Source organism: Mesorhizobium sp. WSM4840 (assembly GCF_055811755.1).
In genome coordinates, this window is sequence record NZ_JBVVQD010000015.1 from 157,380 (window position 1) to 173,640 (window position 16,261).

17 protein-coding genes are annotated in these 16,261 nt (G+C 61.6%); 12 read left to right on the top strand and 5 right to left on the bottom strand.

Annotated features, from left to right (window positions below; translation table 11 throughout):
* The first annotated feature begins 101 nt into the window (after positions 1–101).
* Together AC0L3I_RS20955 and AC0L3I_RS20960 are read left to right on the top strand one after the other, a co-directional pair.
* Entirely contained in the window at positions 102–479 is a 378-nt protein-coding gene (locus AC0L3I_RS20955) for a hypothetical protein (protein ID WP_473528079.1), read from the top strand.
* 49 nt (positions 480–528) lie between these two features.
* Positions 529–2,487, top strand: a complete 1,959-nt coding sequence (locus AC0L3I_RS20960) for an acetyl/propionyl/methylcrotonyl-CoA carboxylase subunit alpha (RefSeq protein WP_473528080.1) — start codon at positions 529–531, stop codon at positions 2,485–2,487.
* A 122-nt stretch (positions 2,488–2,609) separates the two neighbouring features.
* Here AC0L3I_RS20960 and AC0L3I_RS20965 read toward each other — a convergent pair whose 3' ends face one another.
* Both AC0L3I_RS20965 and AC0L3I_RS20970 read right to left on the bottom strand, forming a co-directional pair.
* The gene (locus AC0L3I_RS20965; protein ID WP_473489804.1) at positions 2,610–3,731 is read right to left on the bottom strand and encodes an ABC transporter substrate-binding protein; all 1,122 of its coding nucleotides are present in this window, start codon (positions 3,729–3,731) and stop codon (positions 2,610–2,612) included.
* A gap of 411 nt (positions 3,732–4,142) precedes the next feature.
* The gene (locus tag AC0L3I_RS20970; RefSeq protein WP_027152750.1) at positions 4,143–4,409 is read right to left on the bottom strand and encodes an SEL1-like repeat protein; all 267 of its coding nucleotides are present in this window, start codon (positions 4,407–4,409) and stop codon (positions 4,143–4,145) included.
* 472 nt (positions 4,410–4,881) lie between these two features.
* Between AC0L3I_RS20970 and AC0L3I_RS20975 the strand changes: the two genes are divergently transcribed.
* From AC0L3I_RS20975 to AC0L3I_RS20995, 5 genes are all read left to right on the top strand, one after another.
* The gene (locus tag AC0L3I_RS20975) at positions 4,882–5,226 is read left to right on the top strand and encodes a DUF2147 domain-containing protein (protein WP_473528081.1); all 345 of its coding nucleotides are present in this window, start codon (positions 4,882–4,884) and stop codon (positions 5,224–5,226) included.
* A 313-nt stretch (positions 5,227–5,539) separates the two neighbouring features.
* Positions 5,540–5,692, top strand: a complete 153-nt coding sequence (locus AC0L3I_RS20980) for a hypothetical protein (RefSeq protein ID WP_165848692.1) — start codon at positions 5,540–5,542, stop codon at positions 5,690–5,692.
* Between the two features lie 35 nt (positions 5,693–5,727).
* A complete protein-coding gene (locus tag AC0L3I_RS20985) occupies positions 5,728–5,922 on the top strand; it encodes a hypothetical protein (RefSeq protein ID WP_473489802.1) in 195 nt (64 codons plus the stop codon).
* A gap of 131 nt (positions 5,923–6,053) precedes the next feature.
* Positions 6,054–7,514 carry an AMP nucleosidase gene (locus AC0L3I_RS20990; RefSeq protein ID WP_473489801.1) on the top strand — a complete coding sequence of 487 codons (1,461 nt, stop codon included), beginning with the start codon at positions 6,054–6,056 and terminating at the stop codon, positions 7,512–7,514.
* Between the two features lie 96 nt (positions 7,515–7,610).
* Positions 7,611–8,666: an endonuclease/exonuclease/phosphatase family protein gene (locus tag AC0L3I_RS20995; RefSeq protein WP_473528082.1), complete on the top strand. Its 1,056-nt coding sequence runs from the start codon at positions 7,611–7,613 to the stop codon at positions 8,664–8,666.
* Between the two features lie 4 nt (positions 8,667–8,670).
* Here AC0L3I_RS20995 and AC0L3I_RS21000 read toward each other — a convergent pair whose 3' ends face one another.
* Both AC0L3I_RS21000 and AC0L3I_RS21005 read right to left on the bottom strand, forming a co-directional pair.
* Positions 8,671–9,276, bottom strand: coding sequence for a DUF922 domain-containing protein (locus tag AC0L3I_RS21000; protein ID WP_473528083.1), 606 nt, complete (start codon positions 9,274–9,276; stop codon positions 8,671–8,673).
* A 442-nt stretch (positions 9,277–9,718) separates the two neighbouring features.
* The gene (locus tag AC0L3I_RS21005; RefSeq protein ID WP_123149869.1) at positions 9,719–10,765 is read right to left on the bottom strand and encodes a LacI family DNA-binding transcriptional regulator; all 1,047 of its coding nucleotides are present in this window, start codon (positions 10,763–10,765) and stop codon (positions 9,719–9,721) included.
* 190 nt (positions 10,766–10,955) lie between these two features.
* Between AC0L3I_RS21005 and AC0L3I_RS21010 the strand changes: the two genes are divergently transcribed.
* The 3 genes from AC0L3I_RS21010 (at position 10,956) to AC0L3I_RS21020 (ending at position 12,391) form a co-directional block, all read left to right on the top strand.
* On the top strand, positions 10,956–11,285 hold the full coding sequence (locus AC0L3I_RS21010) for a MoaF-related domain-containing protein (protein WP_133254826.1): 330 nt from the start codon (positions 10,956–10,958) through the stop codon (positions 11,283–11,285).
* A 111-nt stretch (positions 11,286–11,396) separates the two neighbouring features.
* Positions 11,397–11,666, top strand: coding sequence for a VOC family protein (locus AC0L3I_RS21015; protein WP_473528084.1), 270 nt, complete (start codon positions 11,397–11,399; stop codon positions 11,664–11,666).
* A complete protein-coding gene (locus AC0L3I_RS21020; RefSeq protein ID WP_473528085.1) occupies positions 11,618–12,391 on the top strand; it encodes a VOC family protein in 774 nt (257 codons plus the stop codon). Before AC0L3I_RS21015 ends, AC0L3I_RS21020 begins: the two co-directional genes overlap by 49 nt.
* 158 nt (positions 12,392–12,549) lie before the next feature.
* On the opposite strand, the gene AC0L3I_RS21025 is transcribed toward AC0L3I_RS21020, so the two are convergent.
* Positions 12,550–14,229 (bottom strand): electron transfer flavoprotein-ubiquinone oxidoreductase, encoded by a 1,680-nt coding sequence (locus AC0L3I_RS21025; RefSeq protein ID WP_473489797.1) that lies wholly within the window; start codon positions 14,227–14,229, stop codon positions 12,550–12,552.
* 247 nt (positions 14,230–14,476) lie between these two features.
* On the opposite strand from AC0L3I_RS21025, the gene AC0L3I_RS21030 reads away from it, so the two are divergent.
* On the top strand, positions 14,477–15,121 hold the full coding sequence (locus tag AC0L3I_RS21030; protein WP_473489796.1) for a hypothetical protein: 645 nt from the start codon (positions 14,477–14,479) through the stop codon (positions 15,119–15,121).
* Positions 15,122–15,221: 100 nt separating this feature from the next.
* Positions 15,222–16,106, top strand: coding sequence for a uracil-DNA glycosylase (locus AC0L3I_RS21035; protein WP_473528086.1), 885 nt, complete (start codon positions 15,222–15,224; stop codon positions 16,104–16,106).
* The last annotated feature ends 155 nt before the right edge of the window (positions 16,107–16,261 follow it).

Consider the following 16,261-nt stretch of genomic DNA (forward strand, 5'->3'; position numbering starts at 1 on the left):
TCCCATCCACACCCTTCAGACTCATTTTCAAACATCGAACTGGCCAGACGGAAAAATTGCGGCTATTGCTGATTTGCAATTTCCATGGGGATGGGGCGAAGATGAGACTGCGACTTTCTCAGAAAACTACTGTATCGATACTTGCAGGGCTTCTTATATTAGCTGCTCCAGGCGGCAGCGCTGCGGAATCACTGGCGGGCAACAAAGGCGACATCCGTTTCTACCCGACTTTGGCTGGAAACCCGAAGGATCCGTGTACCAAGACGTACAACGCCTATGTGGCGGCCAGCGGCCATTCAGCCTATGCAACGACCTTTTATTCGCGCGTCGTCGACATCTCCATCATTTGCGGCGCGCGGCTGAACGCACCGTCGCAAAAGGCGGCGGAAGATCTGGCGCTGCGGAACTGTCAGTCAGGCTTGAAAAAGTGGAAAGTCAGGCTTGCGAGCGGCGGCTGTCAGATCGCGCTTTCCAAATAGTCAGTCGCCTGGCTGACTGGCACCGCCCGCGGAAAATCCGGGAGGTTTCATGTTCGCCAAAATCCTGATCGCCAACCGCGGCGAGATCGCTTGCCGGGTGATCCGCACGGCGCGCAAGCTGGGCGTACGTAGCGTTGCCGTCTATTCCGACGCCGACGCCGGGGCTTTGCATGTCGAGATGGCCGACGAGGCGGTGCATATCGGTCCCTCCCCGGTCGGCGAAAGCTATCTGCGCGGCGACAAGATCATCGCCGCGGCTTTGGCCACCGGCGCCGAGGCCATCCATCCGGGCTACGGCTTCCTCTCGGAAAACCCCGATTTCGTCGATCAGGTGACGGCGGCGGGGCTCGTCTTCATCGGCCCGTCGGCCGCCTCGATCCGCGCCATGGGGCTGAAGGACGCGGCCAAGCGGCTGATGGAGAAGGCCGGCGTGCCTGTCGTGCCGGGCTATCACGGCGAGGCGCAGGAGATTGTGCTGCTCGCCTCCAAGGCACGCGAGATCGGCTATCCCGTCCTGATCAAAGCGCGCGCCGGTGGCGGTGGCAAGGGCATGCGGCGCGTGGAACACCCCGACGACTTTTCCGAGGCGCTGTCGGGTGCGCGGCGCGAGGCCAAGGCCGCTTTCGGCGACGACCGTGTGCTGGTCGAGAAATATATCGACAAGCCGCGCCACATCGAGGTTCAGGTATTCGGCGATATCTTCGGCAACGTCGTGCATCTCTACGAGCGCGACTGCTCGGCGCAGCGCCGCCATCAGAAGGTGATCGAGGAAGCCCCCGCCCCCGGCATGACGCCAGCATTGCGCAAAGCGATGACGGAGGCGGCGGTGAAGGCCGCCAAGGCGATCAATTATTCCGGCGCCGGCACGATCGAGTTCATCGTCGATGCCTCACAAGGGCTGAAGGCCGACCGCTTCTGGTTCATGGAAATGAACACCCGCCTGCAAGTCGAGCACCCGGTCACCGAAATGGTTACCGGTACCGATCTGGTCGAGTGGCAGTTGCAGGTGGCGTCCGGCGAAAAACTGCCGAAGACGCAGAGCGAGATCACGCTCTCCGGCCATGCCTTCGAAGCGCGCATTTATGCCGAGGACGCGGCAAAGGGTTTTTTGCCGGCGACGGGCACGCTGCATCACCTGAAATTTCCGGATACTGCGCCCGAGGGCGCCAGCATGCGGATCGAGACCGGCGTGCGGGCCGGTGATGCCATCTCGCCCTTCTACGATCCAATGATCGCCAAGCTGATCGTGCACGGCAAGGGCAGGCAGGCGGCGCTCGAAGCGCTGAGCATGGCCCTTTCGCAGACCGAGATCGCTGGCTCGACCGTCAACACCGCCTTTCTCGCCGCTCTTGCCGCTGACGCGGATTTTTCGGCAGGTGATGTCGATACCGGCCTGATCGGCAGGCATCAGCAAGCGCTGACCGCAGTGCCGCCGCCGAGCAGCGAGATCGTCGCCGCAGCCGCATTTGCAGCGTCCGGCGCCGGCGCTCAGCCGCCGTCCGACGATCCGTGGTCGTCGCTTGCCGGTTATGGACATTTTCACACCTTGGCGCGGCGCACGCGGCTGCGCTACGGCGAGGATGAGATCCTCGCGCTTGTGTCGGTGCGGCCGGACGGACGCTTCCAAGTGGCACTGGACGCACCTTATGACAGCGCGCTTGATCTGCGCGCTGGCTCTCGCCTTGCCCGCTGGCCGGGCCATGTCACTGTCTTTTCGGGCGCCGTCGGCTACAGCTTCGCGGTGCCGGACCCGTTGGCAAGGGCCGACGAAATCGCCGCCGGTTCTGACAGCCTGCGGGCGCCGATGCCGGGTCTGGTGAAGCTGGTGCGTGCAGCCAAGGGCGAGGCCGTCATCAAGGGCCAGCCGCTGTTGATCCTGGAAGCGATGAAGATGGAACACACGATTTCCGCCACCCATGACGGCACGATCGCCGAAATCGCAGCGGAAGGCGCGCAGGTCACCGACGGGACCGTGCTGGTGCGTTTTGCCGAGGAAGCCCACGGCTGACCGCTGTTCCCCCATTCATAAGGTGACGTTGAAGACACGCGCCACAAACGCATGCCCAAATGAAAATGAAAATGGCCGGTCTGACGCGGCCATTTCCGTTTTACCGCAAGCGACGCCAATTGTTACGGCTGGATCGGCGCGTATTTGCCGTCGTGCCACTGGTTGATGTCGTAGCTGACGTTCTTGAGGTCGCCCTTTTCATCGAAAATGACAGAGCCGACGACGGTGCTGATCGGCTCGCCGTTCTTCAACGCTTCGGCAACCTTGGCCGGGTCGTCGCTGCCGGCGCGCTTGATACCCTCGGCAAAGGCCTGGATCACGGCATAGGAGAACAGCGTAAAGCCCTCGGGCACGAAGCCGCCCGCCTTGATCTTTTCGATGGCTTCCTTGGCTTCGGGCTTGGCCCGCGGATCCGACGGGAAGACGAACATGGTGCCTTCGCCGGCCGGGCCGGCAACCTGCCAGAATTCCGGGGTGGCGATCGAGTCCGGCATGATCAGCTGGAACTTGAGGTTCTGTTCCGCCGACTGGCGCAGGATGAGGCCGGCCTCGGGGTGGTAGCCGCCGAAATAGACCACATCAGCCTTCAGTTCCTTGAGCTTGGTGACAAGCGCCGAGTAGTCCTTTTCGCCGGCGTTGATGCCCTCGTAGAGGATCTCGTTGAGACCGTTCTGGTTCATCGTCGCCTTGACGGCATCGGCCACGCCCTGCCCATAGGCGCTCTTGTCATGCATGATGACGACCTTCTTGCCGGCATATTTCTTGGCGATCCATGGACCGATGAACGCGCCCTGCGCATCGTCGCGCGTATAAAGGCGCATGATCGTCGGCCAGCCGGCTTTCGCCGCCGCGTCGGTCAGCTCTGGGTTCGATGAAGCTGGGCTCATCATCAGCGCACCGGCTTCGGCATAGACGGCCGAGGCCGGGATGCTCGAGCCCGAGCAGGCATGGCCATCGATGAACTTGACCCCGTTGGCGACGATGCGGTTGGCGACCGAAACCGCCTGCTTCGGATCGCACTGGTCATCCTGGACGTCGAGCTTGATCTGGCGGCCTTCGACACCTCCAGCGGCGTTGATCGCGTCGGCGGCGGCTTGCGCGCCCTGCTTGAACTGGTCGCCGATGGTGGCAAGCTGTCCGGTCATCGGTCCGACCACCGAAAAGGTGATGTCTTCGGCGAAGGCAATCGGCGCGCTCATCACCAGGCCGACAATGGCCGCGCTCAAAATAACCAACTTTTTCATGGCGATACAACTCCTCCACTCCGCGCACGGCCGCTTCGGCCGCGCCTCTTCCAGAATAGGTGGGAGAATTTCACCCCTCGCCAAGCCTGTCTAGGCGCATCGGCGGCACTCGATTGGGCCTGCAACCTGAGGCCTGAACACAAAAGCCGCGCCTGCCTTGTTCCGGCCGGTCGCGGCTTTTGTCGATCGAACGATCCCAAGCGCTCCCGCGTCCGAAAACCGCTCGCCTTCCCCGTCCGTCGCGCAGCTTGGCCGTATCCGGCCTGCCGCGTTCTTGTCATTGTTGGTACGACCGTCTTGCGCGGCCTTGTTTTTGCCGGTCCGGCCGTCTTGCGCGGCCTTGACCTGAAGCGTCCCTGTCGATGATCTCAGTGCCCGATCAACTCAGTGCCCGATGAACTCAGGGCCAACTTAGTGCATCGTCATCCATTCGCGGGCTTCGCGCAGCGCCCTGGCGATCTCGACCTTCGACATGGCGGCCGACAATTCCGAGCGCAGTTCCGCGGCGCGGACCGAGCCCTTGATCGCCGCGATGTTGAACCATTTGTGGGCGGCGACGACATCGGTCTCGCAATCGCGGCCGGTCGCATACATCATGCCCAATTCGAAAAGGATGTCGGCCTGGGCAGTTGCCCCCATGGCGCCGAAGCCGGCTTCAGGCATTTCAAAACGTGCCATTTCAATCCCCTGTTCTAGCCCCTGTCAGGCTCCCGAGAGCTGCCTCGTTCTGTCCCTTGGTGTCTGTTGATAACCCTTGGGGGTGGCCGCTCTTTCGATGCTTTCGAGAATGAACCGGAGGCTTGAATCCGCGGTTAAGTGGCGTGCTTAATTTGAGGAAAACAAAGCTAAAACAAGAGGTAAACACGAGAATTCGTTAAGGATGCAAAGCCAGCAATTGCGCCGGTTTGCACTAAATTTGACGAAAATTTGCGAGGCGAAGATCAAGACTCCGCTAACCACGGGAGACAAAGACGGAGTTGCGAACTTTTCATTTCCCACCGACGAGACCGCTTCGTGCGGCCAGAAAATCCTGAAGTCTTCCGCAGCGGCACCGCTTTTGTTTTGTCGGGAGGTGAATTAGCTTACGTTTGCGTAAAAGGCAGACAGGCGGGGCAGAACACCCGGCCGGATGCCCAGAGGGAGGAGAAACATGTTTCGCAAAATCAGCATGGCCCTTGCGGCCACCTTGATCATGGCCGGCGCGGCTTGGGCCGATCCGATCGAAGGCAACTGGAAAACGCAAGCCGGTTCGACTGCCGCCATCTCAAGCGGCGGCGGTGCATTTTCGATCACGCTCAAATCAGGCAAGTTTGCCGGCAAGCGCATCGGTTCGTTCAAGGTGTCCGGCGCCATCAAATATACGGGGACCATAGCCGACCCGGAGACCGACAAGACCTATTCGGGCAAGGCGTCGGTCTCGGGCGCTTCGCTCAAGATGAGCGGCTGCGTGCTCGGCGGGCTGATCTGCAGGAGCCAGACCTGGCACAAGCTCTAATCGTTTCCGCTGCCACAAATTGAAAACGGGGCCGCGAAGGCCCCTTTTTTTGTTTGCGCCGTCTGCTTGGGACAACGGATCAATCGTGCGGGCCGTGCCTTCAGCGCCCTAATAGCAATTTTACCCGCCCTTGTCGGCAGCAAGATTGGATGTCGGTAGCAAGACTGCGGCGGCGCTCGTGGCCGGCGACGGCGCGGTGGCGGCGGGCACTCGACCCTCCGTCGATAAATTTGAACCGCAGATGAACGCCGGCATCAGAACCGGTTCAGTTGCATAAGGGCATTGTCATGCGTGTTGAAGGAGACACCACGCAATGTTCGCCCGCCGCTTCACCATCGTCTGCCTGCTGATGAGCCTGTTCGGCATGTCGTTCGCCATCCTCGTTGCCGAGGCCGGCCGCCCAGCCCGCTCCTGGGACCAGGCCAATTCCTGCCGGTTCGGTTGCCCGAGCCACCTTCGCCATTGACGCCGACAGAAACCCTTAGAGAGAAGCAACACACCATGAACCGCATCATCGCCAACGCCCTCAAGACCCTTCGGCTTGTGCCGCGGGCGACGCTCATCCTGATGGTTCTTGCAGCGCCGGTTCTGGCCGTGCCCTCGATGCGCGCCGATGCCGGCTCGACGATCGAAGCGCCGGCGTTGAAGAAGACCGGCGTCGGCTTTGTGCTGTTGGTCAGCCTGCGGCGCGGCTAGGCGCAATCGGCCTTCATCGAAACTATCCAAAAACAAAAAACGACCCTTTGGCCCCTCCCAACCGCATGGCCAAGCCTCTATATTGGGTCATGGAAAAGCGAATCTATCCCCAAGCCATAGACTCAGTCGTGATGCCGGAGCCGTTTGGTCGGCAAAGCTTTAATGATGCAGGAAAGGCCGTCGCGGCCTTGCAGGTCCTCTACGATCGCAACACCAAATTCCTGCGCGATTCATTTACGGCGCTCGCCGCAGGCGGCGACAACAACAAGCGCTACCGGGCCTTCTATCCCGAGGTCGGCGTCACCACGACTTCGTTCACCCAGATCGACTCGCGGCAGGCTTACGGCCACATGCCGACACCTGGGCATTTCTCGACCACCATCACCCAACCTGCCCTTTTCGAACGCTATCTTACCGAACAGCTTGGTCTGATCATGCGCAATCACGGCGTTCCGGTCACGGTTTCGGAATCGACGACGCCAATCCCGCTGCATTTCGCGTTCCTGGAAGGCTCCCATGTCGACGGAGCGGCAGCCGAGCGTATCAGGCGGCCGATCCGTGACCTGTTCGACGTGCCGGACCTCGACGGCACCGACGACCAGATCGCCAACGGCACGTTCGAAGTGGCGTTAGGCGAAGCCAGGCCGCTGGCGGCGTTCACGGCGCAACGCATCGACTACTCGCTGCACCGGATGTCGCACTACACGGCGACCAGTCCGCAGCATTTCCAGAATTTCGTGCTGTTCACCAACTACCAGTTCTACATCGACGAATTCGTCGCCCGTGCGCACAAGCTGATGGCGAATGGCGGCGGCGGATACGTCGAATTCGTCGAGCCGGGAAACGTCGTCACCAAGGCTGGACAAAGCGCGCCTAGCGATGGGGTGGCACCGCCGCGCCTGCCGCAGATGCCGGCCTATCATCTGAAGAAGCCGAACCATGGCGGCATCACCATGGTCAACATCGGCGTCGGCCCCTCCAACGCCAAGACGATCACCGACCACATCGCGGTGCTCAGGCCGCATGCCTGGGTGATGCTCGGCCATTGCGCCGGGCTGCGTAACACCCAGGCGCTGGGCGACTATGTGCTGGCGCATGCCTACGTGCGGGAAGACCATGTTCTGGACGACGATCTTCCGGTCTGGGTGCCGATCCCGCCGCTGGCCGAAATCCAGGTTGCGCTGCAGGAGGCGGTCGCCGAAGTCACCGGCCTTTCCGGCTACGACCTCAAGCGCATCATGCGCACCGGCACCGTCGCCACCATCGACAACCGCAACTGGGAGTTGCGCGACCAGCGGGGGCCGGTGCAGCGGCTGTCGCAGTCACGGGCGATCGCGCTCGACATGGAATCGGCGACGATCGCAGCCAATGGCTTCCGTTTCCGCGTGCCCTATGGCACCTTGCTTTGCGTCTCGGACAAGCCCCTGCATGGCGAATTGAAGCTGCCCGGCATGGCGACCGAGTTCTACAAGCGACAAGTGGCACAGCATTTGACCATCGGCATCAGGGCGATGGAAAAGCTGGCCGAGATGCCGATGGAACGGTTGCATTCGCGCAAGCTCAGAAGCTTTTCGGAGACGGCGTTCCAGTAGCACCGATCGGCTTGCATCGACCGGACCTTGGTAACCGCGCGGCAGGGCATTTCGTAATCTTGATTTGGGCTGCATTTCTGCCGATAAACAAAGTAGATGGCACGCGTTCGAAACATGATGGCGTCGGCAGCATTCGTAGCAATGCTCGTCTTCTCGGTCGCGCTGGTGGCCGGGTTTTTCGGAACGCTGCATCCGGCCTTCGATTCCTTCGCTCATTTCCGCGCTCATCTTGCTGTGCTGATGGCGCTTTGCGCGCTGCCGCTGCTGGCGACCTCGTTTCGCCTGGAGGCGGCCACAGCACTGCTCTTTGCGGTGGCTGCCTTTGCCACCACCTCGAACGCCCTGTCGGTGCCCCGCCTGTGGCCGGTCCAGGCAGCCTACGAAGCCGAGGCCGGCGATCAGGCGGTCCCCGGTGACCAGGCGGTCTACCGCCTGCTGCAGATGAATCTGCGGTTCAACAATCCAACGCCTGAAAAAGTCCTGTCGCTGATCGGCCGGACCCAGCCTGATGTGATCACCCTCGATGAGGTATCTGACATGTGGAAGGCGAAGCTCGGCCTTCTCGCCAGTGCCTATCCTTACCGGATCCTCTGCCCCTACCCCAATGGCGTTTTCGGCGTTGCGCTGCTGTCCAGACGGCCGTTTGCCGCCGGCACGCAACCGCGCTGCGACAGCCGCGGTGCGATGGCCATCGCAACGGTCGATTTCGGCGGATCCGAGGTCGACGTCGCCGCCATGCACCTGACTTGGCCATGGCCGCGCAACCAATCATGGCAGATCGGCGATTTGTCGGATGAACTCGCCTCGCTTGGCGAGACATCGATCATGGCATGCGACTGCAATGCAGCGCCGTGGAGCGCCGCCGTCCGGCGAGTCGCAGATATCGGCAAGCTGACCGTGGCGCCTTCGCCGGGGCCGACCTGGCTCTATGTCGAGCTGCCGGATTTCCTGCGCTTCGCCGGACTGCCGATCGACCAGGTTTTCAGCAAGGGCGCGGTTCTCATCCATTCGGTGTCGAGGCTGGAAGGCACCGGCTCCGACCATGTTCCGCTGATGGTGGAATTCTCGCTCAGGCCGGAACAGAAAAAGCCGGTCGACGAACATGAAACCGCAACCGCCTCCGTGAGACAGGACGGCAGGACTCGAAGCTGAGCGGCTACTGCTTGCGCAACAGGGCACCGATGAGGCGTTCGACATGGCCGCCGGCGCGATGCTCGCGCGCGTCGAAAGCGTTCTGTTTCGCCTCGTATTCGGCATAGACAGCCTTGATCCGGCGCCTCGCCTCGCGATGCGTCTTGCTGCAAACCCAGTTGTCGGCGAGTTCCAGTCCGGTGATCGATTTCTCGGTCGCCCGCATCATTGTCCTGGCGATGCGGCCGTGGTTATGCTCGTGGGCACGAACGCCCGCGAAAAACCGCTTCCAGCGCTTCTGAAGCGCCGGCGTCGCGGCTGAGACCATGCGCGGTAAGGTGTAGGTGAGATCGAGTGTCCCATTGGCCTGCCGCAGACGGCAGACACCACCCTCCCTGGTGATCTCAAGGTCCCAATTTACCGTATAGGCGGCCAGCGCGATGGCGTGCGTCATGAAGCCGTGCCGCTTCGGACCTTTCCGGTCCATGGCCTCGATCAGGGCGGCGCCCGTGGTTCCTGATATGTCGTAGGTTCGGGTCTTGACCAGCACCTTCGTGTCAGCCGATGCCGATGGTGCGAAGCCGCACAAGCCACCAATAGCCACAAGGCACGTCAAAACCGCCAGGCGCATGGTCATTTCTCCGCGTCAGGAGGGAAGGGAACCACAAGCGCCGCGCCGCTTCAACGTCTTTTAAACGCCGCAAATATAACGGGCGTTCCCCGGCTTTCATTTTGGTCGACGGTTCCGGTGGACTTCACACGCTGACGTTGTGCTCCATTGATCCACGCATGACAGCGACGCATTCGATCGCACATTGAACTGGCCGGAACGTCTCTCGATCCAGAAGCGGACTTCCTGCGCTTCCGGGTTCTCGTACCCGAACATACGCTCTCGGAAACCACCATGTCGGCGCGGCCTGGCTTGAATCTCAACACACCCCGCGTTCCCGATGGTCCGCTGGCTGGCGCAAACGCGGCGTCTCTTAAGCGCCTGCGGCACGGAAAGGGGGCGACGCGTCATGCGTTCGGCAGCGCGGCGTGCTGCGCGCCAATCGCGATCCTTGCGGATTTCCTCAACGCGGCGGACCCGTCGATCCGCGGACCGCCAGCTCAACCGACATGATGATCTGCCTCGGCTGGCCGTTTTCAAACACCATCTGGGCAGCAAGGCGACCCTTCCCGACGATGTCATGCGTGACAGTGGTGAGTGGGGGCGTGGTGCGTGCCGATTCCGCGGTGCCATCGAAGCCCACAACCGACACGTGCTCGGGTATGTTTATGCCGCGACGAACCGCTTCGTCGAGCACGGTGATTGCCTGCCAGTCCGACATAGTCAGGATTGCCGTTGCTTCTGGAAATCGATCGAACACGACAGCTCCGGCCGAAGGCTCCCCAGGGGTGGTTTCGATGATCGGAAAATCATCGATCGACAGATTGACCTCCGCCAAGCCTTGGGCGAAGCCATCAAGCCTTTCATAGTCGAGTTGAAAGCCCGCGGTAATCTTGCCCTTGCCCGGCATGTGGACAATCGGTGGTCCGGATGTGCGCCGGATGGAGAGGATCACAAAATGCCGGTGCCCGAGAGCAGCCAAGTGCCCGACAGCCATCAGCGCTCCGCTCCTGCCGTCGATCCGGATCGAATTGATATCCGGGCCGGCATCGCTTTCGAGGATGACGAATGGCAAGCGCCGGCGCTGCGCCGAGGTGATCAGGTCGATGTCTACGCTATGGCCCAAAATGAAGCCGTCAACCAACGCCTCCCGGATGGTGGAGGTGCGCGTTTCTTCCGTACCGTTGACTAGGCTCAGCGTCGCCCCGGCCTCGTCGCACGCAAGCGAAACGCCAAGCACAAGTTCGCGTCCATATGGGCTTCTGATCACGTCGGCAATGGCATAGGCGCCCGGCGGCATAAACCCGATGGCGTTGAATTTGCCATTACGCAGTACCCGCCCCCTAGGGTCGGGACCATCATAACCAAGCTGGCGCGCCGCAGCTTCGACGCGCTCGCGCACGTCGGACCGCACCAGGTCCGGGTGATTGAAGACATTGGAGACAGTGCCGCGGGAGACCCCGGCAACTCTCCCGACATCCGCGAGGGTCGGCGTTTTGGAATGGTTCACCCCTTCAGTTAAACACTTTTTTGGAGCGCTCCAAGTTTATTCTTGACTCGTCATCATAAAAGGCAGACCCTACATTGGAGCGCTCCAATTAGCAAAATAGCAGATTTATAAGCATTCTGTGCCAGCGAAGGCTCGTGTGCCCAACTCTGGGCGTGTGAGCGCTAAATCATCACATCAAAGGAGGAATAGGATGGCTGCTACCAGTGGTGGGGCGACATCGCTCGTCGGGAAGACTTTCGACTGTGCATTCGGCCCGTTCGTGCCGCGGCTGACGGTTCTGTCGCCGACAGAATTGCATGTGCGGGCGACGCTCGGCGCTACTCAGATCGACGAGGTCGTGAAGAGCGATCTGACAGGCGTCCGCCCTGATCTGTTCATCATGAGCTGGACGGAGCAGAGCGGTAACTTCGTCGTGCAGGTTCAGGATCACGAGAACAAAGTCGTTCATAATTATGCGCGGCTGGCCGACGGGCAATTGTTCTGTGCGCAGGGGATCATTCAGCCGGTACCGGCGGCCTGACAGGGTATCACACCGCGCCGCGCGAACTACGCGAACTGTTGTGCGGCCACTTGAGGAATACAGGAGTACATTTCCCTCAATATAGACCCGTTCACCTTCAGGAGTGTCGTTATGAACACCCTTTCCGAACCAATCTTCGATGTCGCCCAGCTCGCGCATGTCGAATTGCTGACGCCCGATTTCGATGGGACATTACGCTTCTTCATGGACCTCATGGGTATGCAAGAGACCGAGCGGCGCGGCAAGTCGGTCTATCTGCGCGGCTATGAGGAGCAGTACCACCACTCGCTGAAGGTGACCGAGGCACAGCACGCCGGACTGGGGCACGTTGCTTGGCGAACGCGCAGCCGCAGGCGCTGGAGCGCCGAGTCGCAGCGGTAGAGGCGACCGGCCTCGGGCGAGGCTGGATCGACGGTGACGCCGGCCATGGCCGCGCCTTCAGATTCGCAACGCCCGAGGGGCACTCGATGGAGCTGCTGTGGGACGTCGACTATGTCAGCATACCGCCCGGGCAGGCTACGAAATTGCTTAATCGCCCGCAGAGACGCCCGCTCAACGGCATTCCGGTTCGCCGCATCGACCACCTGAACCTGATGGCCGCCAACACCGGCGCCTGCCGCGATTTCATGGTTGACGTGCTAGGCTTTCGCGAGCGCGAGCGGGTCGTTGGTGACAACGGGTCGGCGATCGCGAGCTGGCTCAGCGTGACCAACCTTTCGCACGATATTGCAATCGTCCCGGAGCCGACGGAGATGCGTGGACGCTTCCACCACGTCTGTTTCCACTACATTTCGGTGCAGCATCTCTTCGATCTGGCGGAGCTGGCAAGGGAAGCCGGCATTTCGATAGAGCACGGGCCGGGCCGGCACGGCATCGGCGGGGCAACGTTCCTGTACATGCTGGAACCAGGGGGCAATCGCATCGAGGTGATGGGCGATCCCGGCTACATGATTTTCGATCCGGCCTGGAAAACCGTGGTGTGGGAGGCGTCCAAGATCGCCGATGCCGTGGTCTGGAGCGGCTCTCCGGTTCCGGATTCCTTCTGGGTCTATGGAACGCCGGTGCCGCGGCCGGTGGAGGGTACGACCATCGCCGCCGTGGCGTAGATTCGGTATTTGCGCGAAGACCAGAACGGCAATTTTCTGGCATTCAATACGCTCGCCGGATCTGCTCGGCACGGCACCGCGCGATCCCACGTCGAGTGCAAGATGTGCCAGCAGTCTTGCCACTCGTTCTGTCAATTAGGAATAGCAAATATCTGACGCTACATGTTCTGGTAAACTGGGCCTTCGCCACCTTGTGGTGGCACCCAGGTTATGTTTCGGTTCGGGTCCTTGATGTCGCAAGTCTTGCAGTGGACGCAGTTCTGCGCGTTGATGACGAAGCGCACGTCCTTCGCCTCGGGATCGGCGGCGGCGTTGCCATCCTTGTCGACCCATTCGTAGACACTGGCCGGGCAGTAGCGTGTCGATGGCCCGGCATAGACATCGTGTTCGGAACGCTGCTGCAGATCCATATCCGCGACCAGCAGGTGGACAGGCTCGTTTTCCTCGTGGTTGGTGTTGGAGAGAAACACCGAGGACAGGCGGTCGAAGGTGAGCACGCCGTCCGGCTTCGGATAGGCGATCTTCTTATGCTTGGCGGCCGGCTCCAGCGTCGCATAGTCGGGCTTGCCGTGCTTCAGCGTGCCGAAAGGCGAGAAGCCGAACAGCGTGTTCAGCCACATGTCGAGGCCGCCAATGCCGACCCCGATGGCGGTGCCGAAGCGCGACCACAATGGCTTGACGTTGCGCACTTTCTTCAAATCCTTACCGATGTCGGTTGCCCGCCATGCCGCCTCGTAAGAAGCCAGTTCGTCATTGGCGCGGCCGGCGCCGATCGCCTCGGCGACATGCTCGGCCGCCAGCATTCCGGAGAGCACGGCATTGTGCGAGCCCTTGATGCGCGGCACGTTGACGAAGCCGGCAGCACACCCAATCAGCGCGCCCCCAGGGAAGGACAGTTTCGGCACCGACTGCCAGCCGCCCTCGGTGATGGCACGGGCGCCATAACCGAGCCGCTTGCCGCCCTCGAATGTGCCTTTGATCGCCGGGTGGGTCTTGAAGCGCTGGAATTCGTCGAATGGCGACAGATAGGGGTTCTTATAGTTGAGGTGGACGACGAAGCCGACCGCCACCTGGTTGTCCTCCAGGTGGTAGAGGAAGGAGCCGCCGCCGGTCTTCATGTCGAGCGGCCAGCCGAAGGAATGCTGGACCAAGCCTGGCCGGTGGTTCTCCGGCTTGACCTGCCAGAGCTCCTTGAGGCCGATCCCGTATTTGCCGGGCTCACGGCCGTCGGAAAGATGGTATTTTGCGATCAACTGCTTGGCCAGCGAGCCGCGTGCGCCCTCGCCGATCAGCACATATTTGCCCATCAGTGCCATGCCCGGCGCGAAGCCAGGGCCATGCGTGCCGTCCTTCTCGACGCCCATATCGCCGGTGACAACGCCGGTGACCGCGCCCTCGTCACTGTAAATGAGGTCCACGGCGGCAAAGCCCGGATAGATCTCGACGCCCAGCGCCTCGGCCTTGGTCGCCAGCCAGCGGCAGACATTGCCGAGCGAAACGATGTAGTTGCCGTGGTTGTTCATCAGCGGCGGCATCAGGATGTTGGGCAGACGGAACGAACCGGCGGGGCCGAGGACCAGGAAATGGTCTGCCGTGACCGGCGTCTTGAAGGGATGTCCTTCTTCGTCACGCCAGCCCGGCAGCAGCCGGTCGATGCCGATCGGATCGACGACGGCGCCGGACAGGATATGGGCGCCGACTTCGCCGCCCTTTTCAAGGACTACGACGGAAAGCTCGGGATTGACCTGCTTGAGACGGATCGCGGCGGCGAGGCCAGCCGGACCGGCGCCGACGATGACCACGTCGAATTCCATGCTTTCGCGTTCGATCTCGCTCATCAACATCTCACTGGCTACCGCATTTGCGCATCTTGCTGGCTTATCCGCTGCATAGCGCATCAATTCGCGACGTGAAACCGGCGCTGACGTGACAATGCCGATTTCGTCAAAAAGTCGCGCATCGTACTACAAAATCGCGGTTTGCGGTCCACCGGAACATCGATCCGGGCCAAGCCATTCCAAAGAGAGCCGGCGCCCTGACGTTTTTAATTGTTCGACGGCTTGCTTATCGGCCATACTTCGCACCATGCGCATTCCTGGGCCATCCGGCTTTTCATCGACGCGCTTTTTTTCGTCGCCCGGACGGATTTGCCGGGCGCTCGTTTTGGCCCTTTTGCCGCTGGCGTCCGTTGGCGCCCACGCCGAGCCGCAAAGGGTCTGGGTGGCCGGAGCCTACTCCTTTTCCGACGAGCTGGGCGGCTTCCGCATCACCAGCGCCTCGGGCATCGGGACAAAGGAGGACCCACTTGTCATCACCGAAGAGCTGAATTCGGCGACACCGGTGACACTGACGATCCGCACGACAAAGCCGATCCAGCCCTTCGGCACTGCGGGCCAATTTGCCAATGGCCTCATGTATATGCGCGTCGACGTGCTCAACAACAGCGGCCAGGCCTGGGTCGAGTTCCAGTTCGAGCTCCAGGAGATACTCCACCGGCCGAGCGTGTTCGGCGACGGCCTGTCGTTCGACCAGCGCAACAAAACGCCTGACAACATCTGGTCGAGCAGCTTTGCCGATTTCGATCGCGACTTCGAACCCTATGACCGGCTGCTGTTCAAGAGCGGCAAGATCGACCCGTTGAAGACAGCAAAATTCGATTATCTGATCACCGACTACACACCGCGCTGGACGTTCTATCTGGTGCAGGATCCGCGTATACCGTCGAGCTAAGAATCCTTGTTTTCGTCATGTCGTTGTCCCAAAACCGCTGCGCGCTTTTGGGCTACATGCATTACTTGCAAATTGCTGCCGCGCGGCGGAATGTGAAAGTATGACTGCCGTTTCCCGAGACGACCGACCAGATATCGCCGACCTGCTGGCCTTCTACGCCAGCGCCGGCGTCGATGAAGCGCTCGAAGACGAGCCGCTGAACAGGTTTGCTGAGGCTGCGTCAAAGCCGCCTGAGCGGGCGCCGGCGACAGTTCCGCCAGTTGGTGGAAGCGCCACACTGCCACGCTCGACAAGCCTGTCACGCGCCGGAATGGGCGAAAGGCAAGCTGCGGCACCGGCGGTGCGCGCCACGTCCGGGACGGCGACGGTGCCCGACGAGCAGCAAGCGGCCTTGGCGCGCCAATTGGCAACGACCGCGGCGACCCTGGACGAGCTTCGCCAGCACATGGCGGCATTCGACGGCTGCAATCTCAAATTCACCGCCAAGAACCTCGTGTTCGCCGACGGCAATCCGAATGCCGCGGTGATGCTGGTCGGCGAGGCGCCCGGCCGCGACGAGGACCTCGAGGGATTGCCGTTCGTCGGCCGCTCGGGCCGGCTGCTCGACCGGATGCTGGCCGCGATCGGCCTCGACCGGACGTCGGCCTATATCGCCAATGTCATCCCCTGGCGGCCGCCGGGCAACCGCACGCCGACGCCGCACGAGACCGAGATCTGCCGGCCATTCATCGAACGGCAGATCGAGCTGGTCAATCCGAAGGTGCTGGTCAATTTGGGCGGCCCCTCGGCAAAGACCTTGCTCAACACCACCGAGGGCATCCTGCGGCTGCGCGGCAATTGGCGCGTCCATACGGCCGCCTCCGGTATTGCCATTCCCGCCATGCCGACCCTTCACCCGGCCTATCTCTTGAGAACCCCCGCGCACAAGAAGCTGGCGTGGCGGGATTTCCTCGAGGTGAAGGCAAAGCTGCGGGCGCTGGGTTGAGGTGGGGCGCAGCTTCCCTTCTTCCCTTTGTTTGGACTGGGGACATCGCGAACAGGTGTGCGAGGACATCGCGAACAGTTTGCCATCCTATCGAGCCAGGGCATTGAGGTCGATGGTTTCTATTTTCTGGTGTCTGAACCAGGCGTCGAAGACGC

Coding starts and splice junctions, on each gene's coding strand:
- AC0L3I_RS20965 (WP_473489804.1), bottom strand. CDS start 3,731: ATGAAAAAGTTGGTTATTTTGAGCGCGGCCATTGTCGGCCTGGTGATG.
- AC0L3I_RS20960 (WP_473528080.1), top strand. CDS start 529: ATGTTCGCCAAAATCCTGATCGCCAACCGCGGCGAGATCGCTTGCCGG.
- AC0L3I_RS21015 (WP_473528084.1), top strand. CDS start 11,397: ATGAACACCCTTTCCGAACCAATCTTCGATGTCGCCCAGCTCGCGCAT.
- AC0L3I_RS20980 (WP_165848692.1), top strand. CDS start 5,540: ATGTTCGCCCGCCGCTTCACCATCGTCTGCCTGCTGATGAGCCTGTTC.
- AC0L3I_RS20995 (WP_473528082.1), top strand. CDS start 7,611: ATGGCACGCGTTCGAAACATGATGGCGTCGGCAGCATTCGTAGCAATG.
- AC0L3I_RS21000 (WP_473528083.1), bottom strand. CDS start 9,276: ATGCGCCTGGCGGTTTTGACGTGCCTTGTGGCTATTGGTGGCTTGTGC.
- AC0L3I_RS20955 (WP_473528079.1), top strand. CDS start 102: ATGAGACTGCGACTTTCTCAGAAAACTACTGTATCGATACTTGCAGGG.
- AC0L3I_RS20975 (WP_473528081.1), top strand. CDS start 4,882: ATGTTTCGCAAAATCAGCATGGCCCTTGCGGCCACCTTGATCATGGCC.
- AC0L3I_RS21025 (WP_473489797.1), bottom strand. CDS start 14,229: ATGAGCGAGATCGAACGCGAAAGCATGGAATTCGACGTGGTCATCGTC.
- AC0L3I_RS20970 (WP_027152750.1), bottom strand. CDS start 4,409: ATGGCACGTTTTGAAATGCCTGAAGCCGGCTTCGGCGCCATGGGGGCA.
- AC0L3I_RS20985 (WP_473489802.1), top strand. CDS start 5,728: ATGAACCGCATCATCGCCAACGCCCTCAAGACCCTTCGGCTTGTGCCG.
- AC0L3I_RS21030 (WP_473489796.1), top strand. CDS start 14,477: ATGCGCATTCCTGGGCCATCCGGCTTTTCATCGACGCGCTTTTTTTCG.
- AC0L3I_RS21035 (WP_473528086.1), top strand. CDS start 15,222: ATGACTGCCGTTTCCCGAGACGACCGACCAGATATCGCCGACCTGCTG.
- AC0L3I_RS20990 (WP_473489801.1), top strand. CDS start 6,054: ATGCCGGAGCCGTTTGGTCGGCAAAGCTTTAATGATGCAGGAAAGGCC.
- AC0L3I_RS21010 (WP_133254826.1), top strand. CDS start 10,956: ATGGCTGCTACCAGTGGTGGGGCGACATCGCTCGTCGGGAAGACTTTC.